General features: G+C 60.1%; 18 protein-coding genes. 7 read left to right on the top strand and 11 right to left on the bottom strand.

What is annotated here, in order from left to right:
- The first annotated feature begins 99 nt into the window (after nt 1–99).
- Nucleotides 100–2,421: a response regulator gene (locus ACIP1X_RS10570; RefSeq protein ID WP_400751747.1), complete on the top strand. Its 2,322-nt coding sequence runs from the start codon at nt 100–102 to the stop codon at nt 2,419–2,421.
- On the opposite strand, the gene ACIP1X_RS10575 is transcribed toward ACIP1X_RS10570, so the two are convergent.
- The 3 genes from ACIP1X_RS10575 to msrB all read right to left on the bottom strand — a co-directional run bounded on the left by ACIP1X_RS10575 (nt 2,405) and on the right by msrB (nt 3,929).
- Nucleotides 2,405–2,866: a MarR family winged helix-turn-helix transcriptional regulator gene (locus ACIP1X_RS10575; RefSeq protein WP_400751750.1), complete on the bottom strand. Its 462-nt coding sequence runs from the start codon at nt 2,864–2,866 to the stop codon at nt 2,405–2,407. The genes ACIP1X_RS10570 and ACIP1X_RS10575 overlap by 17 nt on opposite strands.
- Complete coding sequence (locus ACIP1X_RS10580; RefSeq protein WP_053122369.1) at nt 2,863–3,348, bottom strand: glutathione peroxidase; 486 nt, start codon at nt 3,346–3,348, stop codon at nt 2,863–2,865. The genes ACIP1X_RS10575 and ACIP1X_RS10580 overlap by 4 nt, the downstream gene beginning before the upstream one ends.
- A gap of 185 nt (nt 3,349–3,533) precedes the next feature.
- Nucleotides 3,534–3,929: a peptide-methionine (R)-S-oxide reductase MsrB gene (gene msrB / locus ACIP1X_RS10585; protein ID WP_400751753.1), complete on the bottom strand. Its 396-nt coding sequence runs from the start codon at nt 3,927–3,929 to the stop codon at nt 3,534–3,536.
- Nucleotides 3,930–4,155: 226 nt separating this feature from the next.
- Between msrB and ACIP1X_RS10590 the strand changes: the two genes are divergently transcribed.
- Complete coding sequence (locus tag ACIP1X_RS10590) at nt 4,156–5,367, top strand: pyridoxal phosphate-dependent aminotransferase (protein ID WP_400751756.1); 1,212 nt, start codon at nt 4,156–4,158, stop codon at nt 5,365–5,367.
- Between the two features lie 305 nt (nt 5,368–5,672).
- Entirely contained in the window at nt 5,673–6,560 is an 888-nt protein-coding gene (gene htpX / locus ACIP1X_RS10595) for a protease HtpX (RefSeq protein WP_053122372.1), read from the top strand.
- Between the two features lie 84 nt (nt 6,561–6,644).
- Here htpX and ACIP1X_RS10600 read toward each other — a convergent pair whose 3' ends face one another.
- Together ACIP1X_RS10600 and ACIP1X_RS10605 are read right to left on the bottom strand one after the other, a co-directional pair.
- Nucleotides 6,645–7,079, bottom strand: a complete 435-nt coding sequence (locus ACIP1X_RS10600) for a DoxX family protein (RefSeq protein WP_053122374.1) — start codon at nt 7,077–7,079, stop codon at nt 6,645–6,647.
- 109 nt (nt 7,080–7,188) lie between these two features.
- Entirely contained in the window at nt 7,189–8,610 is a 1,422-nt protein-coding gene (locus tag ACIP1X_RS10605; RefSeq protein WP_053122376.1) for a transglycosylase SLT domain-containing protein, read from the bottom strand.
- A gap of 236 nt (nt 8,611–8,846) precedes the next feature.
- On the opposite strand from ACIP1X_RS10605, the gene ACIP1X_RS10610 reads away from it, so the two are divergent.
- From ACIP1X_RS10610 to ACIP1X_RS10620, 3 genes are all read left to right on the top strand, one after another.
- Complete coding sequence (locus ACIP1X_RS10610) at nt 8,847–9,653, top strand: TatD family hydrolase (protein ID WP_400751759.1); 807 nt, start codon at nt 8,847–8,849, stop codon at nt 9,651–9,653.
- A 209-nt stretch (nt 9,654–9,862) separates the two neighbouring features.
- A complete protein-coding gene (locus ACIP1X_RS10615; RefSeq protein ID WP_400751762.1) occupies nt 9,863–11,344 on the top strand; it encodes a methyl-accepting chemotaxis protein in 1,482 nt (493 codons plus the stop codon).
- Between the two features lie 203 nt (nt 11,345–11,547).
- Entirely contained in the window at nt 11,548–11,913 is a 366-nt protein-coding gene (locus tag ACIP1X_RS10620; protein WP_053122382.1) for an Mpo1-like protein, read from the top strand.
- 1 nt (nt 11,914) lies between these two features.
- Here the strand turns inward: ACIP1X_RS10620 and ACIP1X_RS10625 are convergent, their stop codons facing one another.
- The 3 genes from ACIP1X_RS10625 to ACIP1X_RS10635 form a co-directional block, all read right to left on the bottom strand.
- Complete coding sequence (locus tag ACIP1X_RS10625) at nt 11,915–12,709, bottom strand: acyl-CoA thioesterase II (protein ID WP_053122383.1); 795 nt, start codon at nt 12,707–12,709, stop codon at nt 11,915–11,917.
- A gap of 202 nt (nt 12,710–12,911) precedes the next feature.
- Complete coding sequence (locus ACIP1X_RS10630; protein WP_400751765.1) at nt 12,912–13,679, bottom strand: CHAD domain-containing protein; 768 nt, start codon at nt 13,677–13,679, stop codon at nt 12,912–12,914.
- A 76-nt stretch (nt 13,680–13,755) separates the two neighbouring features.
- Complete coding sequence (locus tag ACIP1X_RS10635) at nt 13,756–14,034, bottom strand: hypothetical protein (RefSeq protein ID WP_053122404.1); 279 nt, start codon at nt 14,032–14,034, stop codon at nt 13,756–13,758.
- A 217-nt stretch (nt 14,035–14,251) separates the two neighbouring features.
- Between ACIP1X_RS10635 and ACIP1X_RS10640 the strand changes: the two genes are divergently transcribed.
- Complete coding sequence (locus tag ACIP1X_RS10640; protein ID WP_212543723.1) at nt 14,252–15,298, top strand: patatin-like phospholipase family protein; 1,047 nt, start codon at nt 14,252–14,254, stop codon at nt 15,296–15,298.
- A 100-nt stretch (nt 15,299–15,398) separates the two neighbouring features.
- Here the strand turns inward: ACIP1X_RS10640 and ACIP1X_RS10645 are convergent, their stop codons facing one another.
- From ACIP1X_RS10645 to kdpC, 3 genes are all read right to left on the bottom strand, one after another.
- Nucleotides 15,399–16,094: a response regulator gene (locus tag ACIP1X_RS10645; RefSeq protein ID WP_400751767.1), complete on the bottom strand. Its 696-nt coding sequence runs from the start codon at nt 16,092–16,094 to the stop codon at nt 15,399–15,401.
- A gap of 48 nt (nt 16,095–16,142) precedes the next feature.
- Entirely contained in the window at nt 16,143–18,794 is a 2,652-nt protein-coding gene (locus ACIP1X_RS10650) for a DUF4118 domain-containing protein (protein ID WP_400751770.1), read from the bottom strand.
- A 136-nt stretch (nt 18,795–18,930) separates the two neighbouring features.
- On the bottom strand, nt 18,931–19,476 hold the full coding sequence (gene kdpC, locus ACIP1X_RS10655; protein ID WP_159811560.1) for a potassium-transporting ATPase subunit KdpC: 546 nt from the start codon (nt 19,474–19,476) through the stop codon (nt 18,931–18,933).
- Nucleotides 19,477–19,547: the final 71 nt, after the last annotated feature.

The raw sequence follows: 19,547 nt of genomic DNA on the forward strand, positions 1-19,547 counted from the left end.
GCACCCTGCCTTGTTACAAGGCGATTCGGGAACCTCGGTATCCATACATGATCGACTATGCTTGAGCAGCGAAGGGAAACGGAAGTGGTTCAACACCCCATGGATATCAAATTCACCCAACGGCTGTCGTACAAGCAAGCCAAGCTTACTGTGCTGGTCGGGTTCATTCTGGGCACGCTGCTCAGCCTGCTGCAAATCGGCATCGATTATGCCAGTGAAGACGCTTCCATCAACCGTGAAATCCTGTCTTTGCTGGAAATCAGCCACAATCCGGCGTCTCGCATCGCTTACAACATCGACGCCGAACTGGCCCAGGAACTCACCCTCGGCCTGCTGCGTTCGCCGGCCATCATTTCCGCGCAACTGACCGATAACAACGATACGGTACTGGCCAGCGTCAAACGTCCCGAACTGCAAAGCGGCTACCGGATGATCAGCGACGCCCTGTTCGGCGCCAAACGCCAGTTCGAAGACCGCCTCTACCTCGACCACCTGCCCACCGAATCCTTGGGGGTGCTGAGCCTTGAAGTCGACACCTATGCCTTTGGCAGCCGCTTCCTGCGCCGAGCGGAAATCACCCTCCTCAACGGTTTCGCCCGCAGCCTGATTCTTACCGGCATTCTGCTGGCGTTGTTCTACGTGATGCTGACCAAACCACTGGTGCGGGTGATTCGCGAACTCAGCAGTCGCGACCCGCGCAGCGCAGAACCGACAACCCTCGAATGCCCCGCCGGGCATGCCAATGACGAAATTGGTGTGCTGGTCAAAGTCGCCAATCAGCAATTCGAAAACATCGCCACGGAAATTCAGCAGCGGCGCAACGCGGAAAACCGCCTGACCGATTACCTCAGCCAACTGGAAACCATCGTTTCCTCGCGCACCGCTGAACTCAAGGCGATCAACACGCGGCTCAGCCAATCCAATCAGGAACTCGAAGTCGCCCGCAGCACCGCGTTGGACATGGCCGAGGCACGCTCAGCGTTTCTCGCCAACATGAGTCATGAAATTCGCACGCCGCTCAACGGCTTGCTGGGGATGATCGCGCTATCGCTGGACGGCCCGCTGAATGCCGAACAGCAACAACAACTGGCGATCGCCCACGACTCGGGCAAAGTGCTGGTGGAATTGCTCAACGATATTCTCGATCTGTCGAAATTCGATGCCGGGCAACTGGAGCTCGAACACATTCCGTTCGACCTCGGTGCGCTGGTCGAAGACACCGCCAATCTGCTCTCGCAGAACGCTGCGCCGAGCGTCGAACTGACCTGCCTGATCGATCCGCACTTCCCCGCGCTGGTACTCGGCGACCCGACCCGGGTTCGGCAGATCGTCAGCAACCTGCTGTCGAACGCGCTGAAGTTCACCCGTTTCGGTCGCGTCGATGTGCGCTTGTCGGCCTATAAGGATGGCGTGCGCATCGAAGTCTGTGACACCGGGATCGGCATCGCGCAGGAAGCGCAGGTGAAAATCTTCCAGCCGTTTACTCAGGCTGGCGCTGGCATCACTCGGCAATATGGCGGCACCGGGCTGGGTCTGGCGCTGACCTACAACCTGTGCGAAGCCATGCAGGGCCGTCTGACGATCAGTTCGGAAGCCGGTTTCGGCAGCCAGTTCTGCGCCGAATTGCCGCTGCCCAGCCATACCCGCGCGATCGCTCCGGCACCGCTGCACGGCAAAGTCCTCGCCATCACCGCTGGCAGCAGTGGTCTGGCAGAACTGCTGAAAAGTTTGCTGCCGGGCTGGGGCATCGAATACGACCAGTGCACGATTGATGATTCATTGCTGGGCCGCACGCCTGACGTATTGATCACCGATTGCCCGGAATGCCTGTTCGGCCTGCGCCCTACAATCAAGGCACCGATTCTCCTCGTCACGGCTTACGGCAGCTTTCTGCCCAGCGAAGAAGCCGCGGCGCTGGCGCCACTGCAGCAGCAAGCGCGACCGCTGGCTCGCAACGCGCTGTATCAGAATTTGCGCAGAACCTTGCAAGCGGACATCGCCGACGTTGGTGACACACCTCTGGAGGCTGCACCCTCGCTTCGACGCGCTCGGGTTCTGTTGGTCGAGGATAACCCGGTCAATCAACTGGTAGCCAAAGGCATGCTCGGCAAGCTTGGCTGCGAAGTGGTGGTCGCGGCTCACGGTGCCGAGGCGTTGGATCAACTGGAATTCCATGATTTCGACATGGTGCTGATGGACTGCAACATGCCGGTGATGGACGGCTACGAAGCGAGTCGGCAGATTCGCCAGAGCGGGCGCTGGCCACAATTGCCGATCGTCGCCCTGACCGCCAACGCCATGTCCGAAGAGCGAGAACGCTGCCGCGCGGCGGGCATGAGCGACTATCTGGCCAAACCGTTTCGCCGCGAAGAACTGGCAGCGCTGCTTGATCAATGGGTGCCGGTTACGCCAAAGCCTTGATCTGCCCGAGCAAGTGATCGAGGCCGTTGCGCAATTCGTTGAGCCGATCGAGATCCACGCCGCTGTCGCACAACAATTTTGCTTTGAGCGGCCCGACCTGCTCGCGCAATGCTTGCCCGGCGGGCGTCAGGCTCAAATGCACCTCACGCTCATCGCGAGCCGAACGCTGGCGCTGCACCCATTGCATTTGCTCCAGACGCTTGAGCAACGGCGTCAGCGTCCCGGAATCCAGTGCCAGACGTTCGCCCAGCGCTTTCACCGTCGGTTGCTCCGGGGCGCTTTCCTGCCACTCCCACAACACCAGCATCACCAGATATTGCGGATAGGTCAGGCCGAGCTGATCGAGCATCGGCTTGTAGGCGCGAATCACTGCGCGAGATGCGGCGTACAGCTTGAAACACAACTGGTTGTCGAGCTGCATCGAATCGACGGACAGGCTGTTCATTTCAGCAGCGCTTCGATCTCGCCGTTCAGATCCTGTGGTTTGGTGGTCGGGGCGAAACGCTTGACCAGTTGACCATCCTTGCCGATCAGGAACTTGGTGAAATTCCACTTGATGCCCTGCGAACCCAGCAGACCCGGCGCGCGCTTTTTCAATTGCACGAACAGCGGATGCGCATCAGCACCGTTGACGTCGATCTTCTTGAACAGCGGGAAACTAACGCCGAAATTCAGCTCGCAGAACTCACTGATCGCGCCTTCATTGCCCGGCTCCTGCTTGCCGAACTGATTGCACGGAAAGCCCAGCACCACCAGGCCCTGATCCTTGTAGGTCTGCCACAGTTCTTCGAGGCCTTTGTATTGCGGGGTGAAACCGCACTTGCTCGCCGTGTTGACCACCAGCACCGCTTTACCGGCGTAGTCGGCCAGGGTCTTTTGCTCACCCTTGATGGTTGTGCACGGGATATTCAGCAGGTTGTCGCTCATGGGTCGGGCTCCGCAGGAAGTGGCAAAGGGCAAACATAGCGAGCAATTAAATTGTGTGCAATTTAATTTATCGGATTACACCCCTGTAGGAGCTGCCGAAGGCTGCGATCTTTTGACGTTGTTTTTTAAAGCAAGATCAAAAGATCGCAGCCTTCGGCAGCTCCTACAGGGGTTTTATCGTGAGGTTACTCGCGTGGTTCGAGGTTCAGGCACACCGAATTGATGCAATAACGCAGACCGGTCGGCGGCGGGCCGTCCGGGAATACGTGACCCAAGTGAGCGTCGCAGCGAGCGCATTTCACTTCCGTGCGAATCATGCCGTGAGTGGTGTCACGGATTTCGGTCATCGCGCTTTCGCCGATGGGCGCGTAGAAGCTCGGCCAGCCGCAGCCGGAGTCGAATTTGGTCTTGGAATCGAACAGTGGCTCATTGCAGCACACGCAATGATAAACACCGTCGGTTTTGGTCGCATTGTACTTGCCGGAGAACGGTCGTTCGGTCGCACTGAGACGGCAAACGTTGTACTGCTCGGGGTCGAGCATCTCACGCCATTCTTCCAGGGTTTTATCCAACTTTTCCATCATCACACCTCAGCGGCTGAAAAAGCCCGATCTGTACCTTTTCCACGGATCGAGCGGCACGTATGATTGCGCCTCATTTGATGCCAGTCTGGCAGCCGCGTTACATGCACTCAAACGGATTTTTTGCAGCGTCACGTTCCGGCACCCGGTTGGCATGCAAACGCAGGAATCCCAGTACGGTAGTTCATACAGCGTCTGGATCGTTCATTTTCGGGATCACATCGCCATGCAGTTCAGCAAATCGAACAAGCTCGCCAACGTCTGCTACGACATTCGCGGCCCGGTGCTCAAGCACGCCAAACGTCTGGAAGAGGAAGGCCAGCGCATCCTCAAGCTGAATATCGGCAACCCGGCACCGTTTGGTTTCGAGGCGCCGGACGAAATTCTTCAGGATGTGATCCGCAACCTGCCGACCGCGCAAGGCTACAGCGATTCCAAAGGCCTGTTCAGCGCGCGCAAAGCGGTGATGCAGTACTACCAGCAGAAGCAGGTTGAAGGTGTCGGCATCGAAGACATCTACCTGGGCAACGGCGTGTCCGAGCTGATCGTGATGTCGCTGCAGGCGCTGCTCAACAACGGCGACGAAGTGCTGGTGCCGGCCCCGGACTATCCGCTGTGGACCGCGGCCGTGAGCCTGGCGGGTGGTAACGCCGTGCATTACCTGTGCGACGAAGGCGCCGACTGGTTCCCGGATCTGGCCGACATCAAGGCCAAGATCACCCCGAACACCAAAGCGATGGTGATCATCAACCCGAATAACCCGACCGGCGCGGTGTATTCCAAGGAAGTGTTGCTGGGCATGCTGGAAATCGCCCGCGCACACAACCTGGTGGTGTTCTCCGACGAAATCTACGACAAGATTCTGTATGACGACGCCGTGCACATCTGCACCGCTTCGCTGGCCCCGGATCTGCTGTGCCTGACCTTCAACGGTCTGTCGAAGTCCTACCGCGTGGCCGGGTTCCGCTCGGGCTGGATCGCCATCACCGGGCCGAAACACAACGCGCAGAGCTACATCGAAGGCATCGACATGCTGGCCAACATGCGCCTGTGCGCCAACGTGCCGAGCCAGCACGCGATTCAGACCGCACTCGGCGGCTATCAGAGCATCAATGATCTGGTGCTGCCGCAAGGGCGTCTGCTGGAACAACGCAATCGCACGTGGGAATTGCTCAACGACATTCCGGGCGTGAGTTGCGTCAAGCCGATGGGCGCGCTGTACGCGTTCCCGAAAATCGATCCAAAGGTCTGCCCGATCCATAACGACGAAAAATTCGTTCTCGATCTGCTGCTCTCCGAGAAGCTGCTGGTGGTGCAAGGCACGGCGTTCAACTGGCCGTGGCCGGATCACTTCCGTGTGGTCACCCTGCCGCGCGTCGATGATCTGGAAATGGCCATCGGCCGCATCGGCAACTTCCTCAAGTCCTACCGCCAGTAATAGGCCAGCAGTGCGCAACGCCCCGAACGTTGCGCACTGTCTGATTCGGCAACACTTCTGCGCCCCACCCTTTGCGTACGCCTTCTACACTTGCGACTCGTACCGATCACGTGCGTCTGACGTAGTCGCGACGGGTCGCGGCTGTTTGTCATCCCTGTCGGTTTACGTTGTGGGAAATGAACCTTGCACCGAAGAATTCACTGTAGGACACAGTTTGAAATAGTCACTCAGTTGAATAGCCCGCTGCAGCACCTTATATACCCCGCAGTACGCTACATCTTTAGCTTGAGGAGATTTCTACAACCATGATGCGCATCCTGCTGTTTTTGGCCACTAACCTGGCGGTCGTGCTGATAGCCAGCATCACCCTGAGCCTGTTCGGCTTCAACGGGTTCATGGCGGCCAACGGGGTTGATCTCAACCTTAGTCAGCTGCTGGTTTTCTGTGCGGTCTTTGGTTTTGCCGGTTCGCTGTTCTCGCTGTTCATCTCCAAGTGGATGGCGAAGATGAGCACCAGCACCCAGATCATCAGCCAGCCACGCACCCGGCATGAGCAATGGCTGCTGCAAACCGTCGAGCAATTGTCCCGCGAAGCCGGGATCAAGATGCCCGAAGTCGGTATTTTCCCGGCCTACGAGGCGAACGCCTTCGCCACTGGCTGGAACAAGAACGACGCGCTGGTCGCGGTCAGTCAGGGCTTGCTCGAGCGTTTTTCGCCCGACGAAGTGAAGGCCGTGCTGGCTCACGAAATCGGCCACGTGGCCAACGGTGACATGGTCACGCTGGCGCTGATCCAAGGCGTGGTGAACACCTTCGTGATGTTCTTTGCACGGATCATCGGTAACTTCGTCGACAAAGTGATCTTTAAAAACGAAGAAGGCCAAGGCATCGCCTACTACGTGGCGACCATCTTCGCCGAACTGGTGCTGGGCATTCTGGCCAGCTCGATCGTCATGTGGTTCTCGCGTAAACGTGAATTCCGTGCAGACGAAGCCGGTGCACGTCTGGCCGGTACCAGCGCAATGATCGGTGCCCTGCAGCGTCTGCGCGCCGAACAGGGCCTGCCAGTGCATATGCCGGACACCCTGAATGCCTTCGGCATCAACGGTGGCATCAAGCAGGGCTTCGCGCGCATGTTCATGAGCCACCCGCCGCTGGAAGAGCGTATCGACGCCCTGCGCCGTCGCGGTTAAACCCGGCGCAGCAAGCCAGTGGCAGTAACAAACAAAAAGGCCCGTATCTCACGATACGGGCCTTTTTTTGTCCGGGTTTAGCGATCAGCCAGCGATGGCGCGATCCACCGAGAGTTTGCCGGCGCCTTCGATCAGTACCGCGAGGCTGCCACCGAGCAGGGCCAGGGCAAATTCGTAACCGTTGTTGGCCATGAACAAACCGTTGCTGATGTGTACGGTGAAGATCGCCACCAGCGACAGAAAGGTCAGGCCCAGCGCCGCCGGACGAACCAGCAAACCGATGATCAGCGCCAGACCGGCGAAGAACTCGGTACCACCCGCCAGCGTCGCCATCAGGTAACCCGGGTGCAGACCGATGCTGTCCATGTATTGCGCAGTGCCGGACAAGCCATAACCACCGAACAGTCCAAACAGCTTTTGCGAACCGTGAGCCGCGAAGATCACACCAACAGCGATGCGCAGAATGGTCAGACCGTAACCGGCGCGGGTGAACAGAACTTTGTTGATCAGTGAGCTCATGAAAGCGTTCCTTGTTTTGCGAGAAATGTGTGTTGGTTGGCCGCTATATTAATCAGTTAATTTCATGATAAAAGCGCAATTATTCCGCCATAACAATCAAATTATTAGATCATTTCCGTGAGGCTACTTTTTGTCCTCCGGGCTCCAACGACTCCCGCTCCCGGTCGAACGCCAAGTAATACTTGTTCACGCTATTAACATAGCTGACCGGCCCCATTCCCACCTGCTCCATGGCAATGCGCTCGACCTGGAAGAACCACTGATTGGGGTTCAAGCCACGCCGTCGCGCTTCGGCGCGCATGCCTTGCACCCGCTCCGGGCCGATGTTGTAAGCCGCGAGCGTGAAGGCCATGCGCTCGCGCTCGTTGAGCTTGGGACTGTTGAAGAACTTGCGCCGGATCATCGCGAGGTATTTGGCCCCTGCCTGCACGTTCGCATCGAGATTCTGAATATTGTCGACGCCGACGCGTTGCGCGGCGGACGGGGTGATCTGCATCAGCCCGGTCGGGCCACTGCCGCTGCGGGCATTGGGTTGCAGCGCGGACTCCTTGAACGCCAGCGCCGCCAGGTTCAGCCAATCCATTTTTTGCGCGTCAGCGTGTTTTTGCAGGGTCGGGCGCAGTTTTTCCAGACGCTGTCGGTCAGCCTTGGCCAACGGATAGTGAACTTGATAGAGGCGACGGTAGATGCGCAGAAACGCCGCATCTTCGTTGGACGGTTTTTTGTAACCGGTCAAGAAGCGATCAATGCTCGCCCGCAGCATCGAGGCGTCGCGGCGGACGAACCAGTACTCTTCGCCAGGCTCGCTGATCATCAACTGCCGATCAAAACGCAATTTCGGCAGGATCTTGCCCCAACGCTCGGCGATGGGTTGCTCGACGATGGTCAGGTGGAAAATCCCGCCCTGCACCATCTCCAGCACATCCTCGACCGCCAGTGTCGGGTCGACCCATTCGATCTTGATCGGCGCCAGTTTATGCAGCGCCAGTTTCTGATTCAGCTGGCTGACGGCCTCCCCCGCTGCGCTGCCGGTCGGCAAGGCGAGGGTTTTACCGGAGAGCTGTTCAACCTTGGTGTAGCGTCGCTCGCCCTTGATGCCGACCAGGATCAGCGGCACGTTGCTGGCGATCGGTTCGCTGCTGGCCACCGCGTGACCCGGTTGCAGGTCGAGCAATTCTCCCGGCGCCACCAGATCACCTTCGCCACGCTGTAAGGCGCCGAGCAATTGATCCTTGGATTTGGGGATGATCTTGAGGGTGATTTCCTGACCGTCACGGGCGTGACCGTTGAGGTATTGCTCGAAGGCGCGCAGGCGATGGTATTCGACGCCGATGGCCTGGCCCTGGACTTCGCCGGAGCTGTTGCGGCTCTGGTTGACCAGCACCCGCAACACGCGACTGCTGCGGATCTCCGAGAGATCGCGCACTTTGGCGGCCGGCACGGCTTGCAGCGGCCCGGGCAGGCGCGCAACCGCCGTCATCGGCAGCAGCAGCGATCCACACAACAGCAACAAAACCGAGGGACGAACCATCCACTCTCCGGAAAGAATACGGGGCAATTTCACCGCTGAACGGTCGAAATCACCGACGAAAACAGAGCGCCTGGAGCGCTGGCAAGGTGCGAGAGACTGGCACAGCGTTGGCATTGCTGCCAATCAGACGGGTCTCGCGGCATCAAAAGACAGCTTTAACTCGCTGTAGTTCTTGGCTTTTCTTATGAATCTACAGCTCTGGTATGCTTTCCGGCCTTCGGCCCGAGGTAGCAACCATGCAACTCATCGATATCGGCGTCAACCTGACCAACCCAAGTTTCGCCGACAAACACCAGGCCGTACGCGACCGCGCCTACGCCGCCGGGGTCTGCCAACTGGTGCTGACCGGCACCAGCGTCGAGGGTAGCGAACAGGCGCTGGAGCTGAGCCAGCAACTGGATGAAAGCGGTCAACGGCTGTTCGCCACCGCTGGCATTCACCCACACTCGGCCAGCGACTGGAGCGCTGATAGCGCGGGGCGTTTGCGCAGTTTGCTGAAGGAATCGAACGTGGTCGCGGTGGGCGAATGCGGGCTGGATTTCAATCGCGATTTCTCGCCGCGCCCGCAGCAGGAGAAGGTGTTGGAAGAGCATCTGGCGCTGGCCGTTGAGCTGCAGTTGCCGGTGTTCCTGCATGAGCGCGATGCCAGTCAGCGACTACTGGAGATACTGAAAGGCTTCCGCGATCAGTTGCCTGCTGCGGTGGTGCATTGCTTTACCGGTGAGCAAAAAGCGCTGTTCAGTTATCTCGACATGGATCTGCACATCGGCATTACCGGCTGGATCTGCGACGAGCGTCGGGGCACGCATTTGCATCCGCTGGTAAAAGAAATCAAACGCGGACGGCTGATGCTGGAAAGCGATGCGCCTTATTTGTTGCCGCGTACGTTGCGACCGAAACCGAAGAACGGGCGTAATGAGCCGGCGTATCTGACGGAGGTGTTGCGCGAGGTTGCTCTGCATCGCGGGGAAACCGGGGAAGACCTGGCTGCGCACACCACCGCGTGCGCCCGCGCATTCTTCAATCTCCCCACCCTCCCCTGACCCACCAAATTCCTCCTGTGGGAGCGGGCTTGCTCGCGAAAGCGCTGTGTCAGGCAAAAATGATTTAAATGACACACCGCATTCGCGAGCAAGCCCGCTCCCACAGGGGACTGTGTGGTCTTTTGATGTACATCAAGTTCTGCAGATCTGCATAGCGGCACAATACTGGCACCTTGCCAATGCTGTTTCCGCTATCAGAGAAGACCTCCATGGGTGCCTGGCTTAGCAATATCTCGCTGAAATATAAATTCTGGGCGGTCAATGCGGTCGCCTTCGTCACCACGTTGTTGTTGGTGTTGTACGCCGTACACCTCGAACAACAGGCGCGCAGTCATGCGTCAAAGGCCTCCGCGCAGGCCCAGGCGCAGTTGCTCAAGGCCTGGCCGGTCGGGCAAGCGCTGCCCAAAGCCGATCAAGTGCTGACCTTCAAACGCGGTGAAGCGCCGCGCCTCAACGATCAACCGTTATTGGAAATCGCCGACAGCAACGGCTGGATCGAGATCAACCCGATGCCATTGTTCGGCAAAAACCCGTTGATGGGCGCCGAGGTGTTCAGCCGTGCCGACGGTCAACGCGTCGCCGTGATCGCTTATGGCCCGAGCCTGACGCAGGTATTCGATGAGCGTTTTGCCAACTTCGCCGTGGCCGTATTGATCCTGATGCTGGCCATGCTCGGCGCCTCACAACTGCTAATCCGCTTCCTGCTCAGCCAACTCAACACCCTGAAAGACGTGATGCTTCACGTCGAGAAAAGCGGCGACCTCTCGGCCCGCGTGCCATTGGCCTGCACAGATGAAGTCGGGCAGATGGCCAGTGCGTTCAACGCGATGCAGGCGGGTTATCAGCGTGTGGTCACCACCGTTGCCAACACCGCGCGGCAACTGGACGTCGGCGCGGCGCGGCTGGCGGCGAGCATGGACGAAGTGCGTCACGGCATGCTCGGTCAGCAGAGTGAAACCGATCAAGCGGCCACGGCGATCAATGAAATGACCGCCACGGTCTATCACATCGCCCAGCACGCGGGCGCCACCCGCGATTTGTCGCAGACCGCTGACGGTCTGGCCGGCAGTGGTCAGCAAGTGGTCGCGCGGGTGCAGCATTCGATCGCCGGTCTGTCCAGCGGCGTACAGCAGACGGCCGAGATGATTCAACGCCTGGCTGAGGACAGTCAGAAGATCAACGGTGTGGTCAGCGTGATTCACAGCATCGCCGAACAGACCAATCTGCTTGCTCTCAATGCTGCCATCGAGGCCGCGCGTGCGGGGGAAATGGGCCGTGGTTTTGCGGTGGTCGCCGATGAAGTGCGCCACCTCGCGAAACGTGTGCAGGCTTCCACTGATGAGATCACCACGATGGTGTCGGCTTTGCAGGCCGGCACGCGCGATGCGGTGGATTTCATGCAAGAGAGTTCGTATAAGGCAGACGATTGTGTGCAGCAGGCGCAGGAAGCTGGCGCGGCGCTGGCCGAGATCACCGGCGCGGTGGCGCAGATGCGCGAGAGCAATACGCAGATTGCCGTGGCTGCTGAGCAGCAGAGTCAGGTTGCCGAGGAGATGAACCGGGCGGTGGTGAGCATTCGCGATGTGACCGAGAACACCGTGCAGCAGACGGTGGATTCGGCGACGACCAGTAATGAGTTGGCGACGTTGGCTGGGGAATTGAGCAAGGCGATTGGGCAGTTGAAACTCTGAGGGCCTTTCGCGAGCAAGCTTTGCTCCTACAGTTGTGCACGGATCTGTAGGAGCAAAGCTTGCTCGCGAAGGCGTCAGATGGGCCGACATCGAATCCGAACATGACGCCTATCACTTCAATAGCCAACCTCGATTCGCCGCCCTTCCCGGCCCGGCCTATTCTTCATCCATGCAATCAACATGGATCGAGGAGTAGCCACATCATGGGCAAACGTCACCCCAACCTTCCCGCGTGGCAATGGCGCGCGTACCCGGGCAATCATCAGCACCCGACCAATCTGGTGTTGCACCTGATTGCCGTGCCGTTGTTCATCGTGGCGTTTTTGTTGATCGTCTCTGGCGTGTTCAGTCTGAGCCTGGCCAGTGTCGCCATCGGCGTGATTGGCATCGTCGCGGCGCTGGGCTTGCAACGCCATGGTCACCGCCTGGAGGCGCAAGCCTCCGAGCCGTTCAGTGATCGCAAAGACGCGATTTCACGTTTGCTGGTCGAGCAGTTTCTGACTTTTCCACGGTTCTTTCTCAGCGGCGGCTGGTGGCGCGCCTGGCGAGAGCGTCACCGTCGGCATTGAGTCAGGCGAAGATCGTGACGGTCTGCCGACTCATGGCAATCAACTCACCTTCCGCGCTCCACAGTTTCGCGGCGGCATGCCCGTAGCCGTCGGCGGCGTACTCGGTTTCCACGCGGTACTTGCACCAGTCCAGTGTGCTCAATTCACGTAATGGCTGAACGAATTCGATGGTCCAGGTCAGCGTGCTGCCCATGGCCGGTTTCTTCAGATGTGGCAGCAGCGACGGCGGCCATGCGTCGACCAGCGCGAGAATGTGCGCCTCGGTCACTGGCTCTTCCTTCACGTCGCCACGCAAACGCACCCAACCGCCCATGTCCCGCGAAGAATTACCGGTGAACGGCAAACCGCCGATCGTCCAGCGCATCGCCAGGTGGCGCATGAATTCCGGCAGCACACCTTTGATGTACGGCAGTTCCTGACATTCGTCCCAGTGCTTCATGTCCGGCGCAGGCTCAGCGGCAATCGCCACTTCCGAAGGACGCGAGGCGCCAAAACTGCCTTGCACCAGCGTGACCACCTGACCGTTCTGCATCGCCCGGCCCAGCACCTGGCTGACGGCTTTGCCTTCACGCAGCACATCCACTTCAAAACTCACCGGGACTTCCGGCTCGACCGGGCCGACGAAGGTGATCGCCAGCGAACGCACTGGTCGATCCGCCGGCACTTTCGCGCGCATGGCTTCGTATTGCAGCGCGGCGACGAGGCCACCAAAACTGGCGCGGCCCTGAGCCCATTCGGCGGGGATCGACAGTTCCGGCTGGCGGCGCACCGCATCGAGCAGATCACAAAAGCGCATGGCAACCTCAGAAAACGAAAATGAATGGAGGGATCTTAACCACAGCCGGAGAGCACCGCAGCGTCTATTCCGGTCAAATGCGCTGACAGATCAGACACCACTCCCTGTAGGAGCTGCCGCAGGCTGCGATCTTTTGATGTTGAAAAACAAGATCAAAAGATCGCAGCCTGCGACAGCTCCTACAGGGGGTGATGCGGTGTGTTCAGGATTTGAAGCAGGTGCTGCTGAGTTTTTCGAGCACACGATCCGCCTTGGTCTCGGCTTGGATCAAACCTGCCTGCCAGGTGGCGACACACGGTTGCAGATCGGTTTCCAGTTCGGATTTCGCCAGCCACTGCCAGCAATCGTGCCAATCGCCCAGAGCCCCTTGCGCAGACTTCAAGCGTGGCAGCGCCGCTTCCGGCAGGCGATCCAGTTCTGGATACGCCTCGATGCCGTAACGCACACGCTTGATCAACAGACGCAGACGATGGCGATCATGCGCCGGATCATGCAGCGCCTGATCGAGATTCTTCCATTGTTTGCCGAGGCGTTTTTCGATGCGTTTAGCCAGACCTTTGAGCAAGCCCTGACGCTGAGACGCACGAATAAACCGTGGAAAAGCGTCGAGAATCATCAGCAGCGAGGCCACCTCGGCACTCGCCGCCAGTGCCGGATACGCCTCCGCCATCTGCGCCATGCGCCGTTGCGCCGCCTCGGGTTGATCGTGTTCGAGCAAGTAAGCCGCGAGCACTTCACGATCGCGCCACGGCGTGGTCAATTGACCGACTGCCGAGGCCGCGTCTTCCAGTTGCTCAACCCCGGGCAAGCCGCGCAACGGCCGCAACAAGCTGCGCAAGCGACGCACTGTGGTGCGCAGATCGTGCAGCGCCTCAGGATCAGTACGCGCCGTCAGCCGCGCCTGGCAACTGAGCAATCGCACTTCAATGCTCAGGATATGAGCCACCAACCGATCAACCAACGCAGACATCACTTGCTCCTTCAGAACGTCTTGGGGAGGAGTCTGGCGCCTCGTCAGCGCAGCATCCTTGCTTCAGGTAAGCCGCTTAACGGCCGGCGCGGGATTCGCGAATGTAGAAACGCGCCTTCTCGGCCTTGCTCGCGCAACCTTCGAAACCTTCGAATTGCTGCTGGGTTTTGGCCGCCGTCAGCAACGACAGCGCTTTGGAATAACTGACGGTGCCGGCAAAGCCTTCGGCCTTGGCCAGATCCAGCTCATGCCACGCCGTGTCGAGCTGGCTGCCGCAACTGTCGCGGTACGCAGTCTTGCCGGCGCAACCGGCCAATGCCAGGGCGATCAAGGGCACACAGATCCAGGCTTTCATCACTTACACCTCAAAAATAGGTCAACAGTCGTGCAGGTAAGACGGTTCGGCGGCGAAAAAGTGCCTTGTGCGGCCGTGATTCTGCGGTGGCGAAAAGGATAGCCCCGCGCGGCCATGAAGTATCGAAAAAACGACGCGACCGCGCCGCTGAGCGACCTCGGCGATTGAGCCGCTTGCCCGATGGGTGCATTGTGCAACCTTGTCGGGAGGAAGCTGGATGAAAAAGCGTGTCGCGCTGGTACTGGGCTCCGGTGGCGCCCGGGGCTATGCCCATATCGGAGTCATTGAAGAAATCGAAAAACGCGGTTACGAAATCGCCTGCATTGCCGGTTGTTCGATGGGCGCGGTGGTTGGCGGTATCTACGCCGCCGGCAAACTCGATGAATACCGCAACTGGATCGAAAGCCTCGACTACCTCGACGTGCTGCGACTGGTCGATGTGAGCTTCCGCCTCGGCGCGATTCGCGGTGAAAAAGTCTTTGGGCAGATCCGCAAAATCGTCGGCGAGATCAATATCGAAGACCTGCGCATCCCCTACACCGCCGTCGCCGCCGACCTCACCAATCAACAGGAAATCTGGTTTCAGGAAGGCTGTCTGCACCAGGCCATGCGCGCTTCGGCGGCGATTCCCAGCCTGTTCACGCCAGTGATGCAAGGCAATCGCATGCTGGTCGATGGCGGCATTCTCAACCCGCTGCCGATCGTGCCGGTGGTGTCCAGCCACTGTGATTTGATCATCGCGGTCAATCTCAACTCGACCAACCAGCGGCATTACAAACTGCCGGTGATCCAGCGTCCGCCGGCGTTTCGTTCGCGTTTCGACAGTTTGATCAGTTCGTTGGGCTCGAAGATGCCGTTTCGCCGCACCCAGGCTGAACAGTTGTTGAAGCTGGAACAGGAAGCGTTGCGTGCTGAGGCAGCGGATATCAATCCGTGGCTGGAAGGCGCCGACCCCGACAATCAGCAACCGGCCGCCGCGCCTGAGCGTGAAGGCGCACCGAAATCGGCGACGGGTTCGTTCATCATCGATAACGTCGGGCCGGCGTCATTGCTGGATCTGATCAACCAGAGTTTCGAGGTGATGCAGACTTCGTTGGCGCAGTACAAGATTGCCGGGTATCCACCGGATATTTTGATCAACGTGCCGAAGCGGGTTTGCCGGTTTTTCGAGTTTTACAAAGCGCCGGAATTGATCGCGCTGGGGCGGGAGATTGCGCGGGATACGATGGATCGGTATGAGAGTGAGCAGGGAGATCGGAGCTGATTGCTTTGTGAGATTTAAGGGCCTCTTCGCGAGCAAGCCCGCTCCCACATTTGGAAAGCATTCCTCCTGTGGGAGCGGGCTTGCTCGCGAAGGCGTCAGATCAGCCAACCTCACTCAACAGCCGATACCCAACCCCCGCCTCCGTCACAATAAACCGTGGCCGCGTCGGATCATCCGCCAGTTTCTGCCGCAAATGCCCCACCACTATCCGCAGATAATGACTGTCCTCGGTGTGCGTCGGCCCCCAGATATCCTTAAGCAATTGCTGCTGGGTGATCACCCTTCCCGGATGCCGCGCCAGTTGCGCCAGCACCGCGTATTCCTTACGGGTCAGCGCCACTTCAACGCCGTCGAGCAGCACCCGCCGATAGGCCAGATCCACGGTTAGCGGGCCAAAACTCAACGCCGCTTGTTGCGCCTCCCCCGCCGGCGCCTGACGCAACAACGCCCGCACCCGCGCAAGAAATTCCTGAATGCCGAACGGCTTGGTCACGTAGTCGTTGGCGCCGCCATCCAGTGCCTCGACCTTCTGCCCTTCGCTGGCACGCACCGACAGCACCAGCACTGGCGCCGTGGCCCATTCGCGAAACTCACGGAGCACTTGCTGGCCGTCCATGTCCGGCAGGCCGAGGTCGAGCACCAGCAAGTCCGGTTTATTCAGCGCCGCTTGCGCCAGGCCCTCGGCGCCGGTGCCAGCCTCGAGCACTTTGTAGCCTTGTGAGGCGAGGCTGATGCGCAGGAATTTGCGGATCTGCGGTTCGTCGTCGATGACCAGAATGGTCGCGATCTGGCTCATGAATTCACATCAACAGAAAAGATGGGCAAGAGAGTAGCGCAGTCGGCATCAGGCTTCATTGTCCATCCCCGGTTGCGCCTGCAACGGCAAGTGCAGGGTGATGCAGGTGCCGCGCCCTTCGATGCCGTCAGCGACGGTGATGCGTCCGCCATGCGCACCGACCATGCCCTGACAGATTGCCAGCCCGAGACCGGTGCCCTGCCCGCCGCGATCACCGCGAGCGGCGGTGTAGAACATGTCGAAAATCTTCGCGCGCTCGTCTTCGGGAATCCCCGGGCCTTCGTCACTGACCGAGAAGAAAATCTCCCTGTCATCGGCGCCGGCGCGTAATTCCAGACGACCGTGATTTGGCGAAAACCGTGCGGCGTTTTCCATCACGTTGACCAGCGCCTGTTCGATCAGCGCTGCATGCACGAACAGCAACGGCAACTCCGCCGGCACCTCGGTGCTGACCTGCAACGGCGCCAGCACCGCGCGTAGACGATTGAGCGAACTGCCGACGATGTCCGCCGGCGACACCCAGTCCCGCGCCAGCTTCAACGCGCCGTGGCCGAGGCGGGTCATGTCGAGCAGATTCTGGATATAGCGGTCGAGGCGTTCGGCTTCATCACGAGTGCCTTCGAGCAGCTCGCGGCGATCCTCCAACGGGATCGCTTCGCCGAGCGCCAACAGGCTGTCGATGCTGCCGCGCATGGCGGTCAACGGTGTGCGCAAATCATGTGAAACCGAGGCCAGCAGCGCACTGCGCAATTGCTCGGTTTCGCCATGCAGGCGTGCGGCTTCGAGATCGTCGGCCAGTTGCGCGCGGGCCAGTGCCTGCGCCAGCGGCTGGCTCAACGCGGTCAGCAGACGTCGGCGCTGGCCGCTCAAGGTCTGGCTTTCTTTGGCGCAAACGCCGAGCAGCGCCAGCGGGCCATCCTCGACCGACAATGGCCACCACCACCAACGCCCGAGCGGCAACGTGCCGGTGCCCATGCCCGCCGGTTGATCGTGTTGCCAGGCCCAATCGGCGGCGGCGCGTTCGGATTCAGTGAATTGCAGCGGCCCGCCGGTCTCGACTTTCCAGCCGCCCTGATCGTCACGATTGAGCAGGCACAGTTGCAGATCGCTCCAGCCGTTGAGGTGTTGCGCAGCGGCACTGACCACGGCCTGGCGATCGGTGGCGGCGGTGAGTTTGCGCGACAGATCGAGCAGTTCGGTGGTCTCTTCCTGGGTGTCGCGCAACGCCTGCAATTGTCGACGCTGACGCGCCGCAAGGTTGCCGGTGAGCGCCGCCATCAACAGGAAAAACAGCAGGGTCAGCACGTCTTCTTCGCGCTGGATGCTGAAGGAAAAATTCGGCGGAATGAATAAAAAATCGTAGGTCAGAAACGACAGCGCCGCACAGGCCAGCGCCGGGCCGAGGCTGCTGCGCACTGCCACCAGCAACACCGCCGCGAGGAACACCAGCGAGATGTTCGGCAGCGGCAACACACTCGACACCGCCCACGCCAAGGCACTGGCCAATAGCGTGGCGACCAGTGCCAGCGCGTAATCGAACCACACCAGCGTCAGCGGATTGCGTTGGCGCGGTTGATGCTGTTGGTGATCGCTGTCGAGGACGTTGATTTCCAGACCGTGGGCCTGGCGCAGCAAACGCGCTGCGAGACCGCCACCGAACAGTCGACGACGCAAACGCGGTCGCGACTGGCCGACCAGCACCAGACTCGCGCGACGTTCGGCGGCATGCTGGATCAGGGTTTTCGCCACCTCACCGGCGCGCAACAAAACCACTTCACCGCCGAGGCGTTCGGCCAGTTGCTGAGCGCTTTGCAGGCGCAGCCGCGATTGCTCGTCGCGCACACTGCCATTGTCGACGTGCACCAGACTCCACGGCAAATGCCGACGCTGCGCGACGCGGCTGGCGTGGCGCACAAGGCGTTCGGCCTGCGCGTCGCCATCGACTCCGACCAACAATCTGCCACGCACCGCCGGCGCGGCTTGACCGAGTTGGCGATAACCTTGCGCAAGATCGTTATCGACTTGCGCGGCGGCGGTTTGCATCGCCAGTTCGCGCAATGCAGTGAGGTTGGTCTGGGTGAAAAACGCATCGATCGCCGCACGCGCCTGCTCCGGCACGTAGACCTTGCCTTCGCGCAGACGCTCAAGCAATTCGCGTGGCGGCAGGTCGATCAGCAGCAGTTCGTAGGCTTCTTGCAGCACCCAGTCCGGCAGGGTTTCGCGCACCTGCACACCGGTGATGCCGCGTACCTGATCGTTAAGACTTTCGAGGTGCTGGACGTTGACCGTGGTGAACACGTCGATACCGGCGGCGAGCAATTCCTGAATGTCTTGCCAGCGTTTGTCGTGGCGACTGCCGGGGGCGTTGCTGTGGGCCAGTTCATCGACCAGCACCAGTTTCGGTTTGGCCGCGAGGATGCCGTCGAGATCCATCTCTTCGAGCATCACGCCACGGTATTCCGAGCGCAGCAGCGGTTGCTGCGGCAAGCCGCCAAGGAGCGCTTCGGTTTCGGCACGGCCATGGGTTTCGACGACGCCGGCGAGTACTTTTACGCCTTGGCGCAGTTGCGTGTGCGCGGCCTGGAGCATGGCGTAGGTTTTGCCGACACCGGGGGCGGCGCCGAGGAAAACCTTGAGCCGGCCCCGGCCATCGCGGGGCAGATCTGCTAACAGTGCGTCGGCGCGGCCGGAGTCGCTCATGCTTGATGCTCTCTCTTCCTGATGATCGTTCCCACGCTCTGCGTGGGAATGCAGCCCGGGACGCTCTGCGTCCCACCAAAGCGGACGCGGAGCGTCCATTGATGCATTCCCACGCAGAGCGTGGGAACGATCATCTCTACAGTTTTTCCAGTGCCATGTTCAGCTCCAGCACATTGACCACCGGCGGCCCCACCAGCGGCTGTTCGATGTGCGCATCGAGCAGTTGCTGCACGGTCGCTACCGGCAGGTTGCGCGCTGCCGCGACTCGCGCCAGTTGATAGGCAATTGCCGCCGGTGGCAAGTGCGGATCGAGGCCGCTGCCGGAGGTGGTCAACAGCGCCAACGGCACCGGGCCCTGGCCTGGCACCTGCAATTTGTTGGCGTCGTCGATCACACGCGTGGCGAGTGCCGGGTTGCTCGGCGCGAGGTTGCTGGCGCTGCTGGACACGGTGGCGAAAGCGCCGGCGGAAGGACGTGGATGGAACCAGGCGTCGCCGACGAAATCCTGAGCAATCAGGGACGAGCCGCGGACTTTGCCGGTGGCATCGTGGACGAGGCTGCCGTTGGCTTGCTCGGGGAAAGCGACCTGAGCGATGCCAGTGACCACCAGCGGGTAGGCGACGCCGGTGACCAGGGTCATCAGCACCAGCAGGCTGAGGGCGGGACGTATCATTGTGGACATTTCAAAATCCTCGAATTCGTTGGGCAAACTTTTTGTGGGGTGTCAGGGGGATCGCTTCCCCCTCACCCCAG

The organism is Pseudomonas sp. NPDC088885, from assembly GCF_044750025.1.
GTDB classification, from domain to species: Bacteria; Pseudomonadota; Gammaproteobacteria; order Pseudomonadales; family Pseudomonadaceae; genus Aquipseudomonas; species Aquipseudomonas rustica.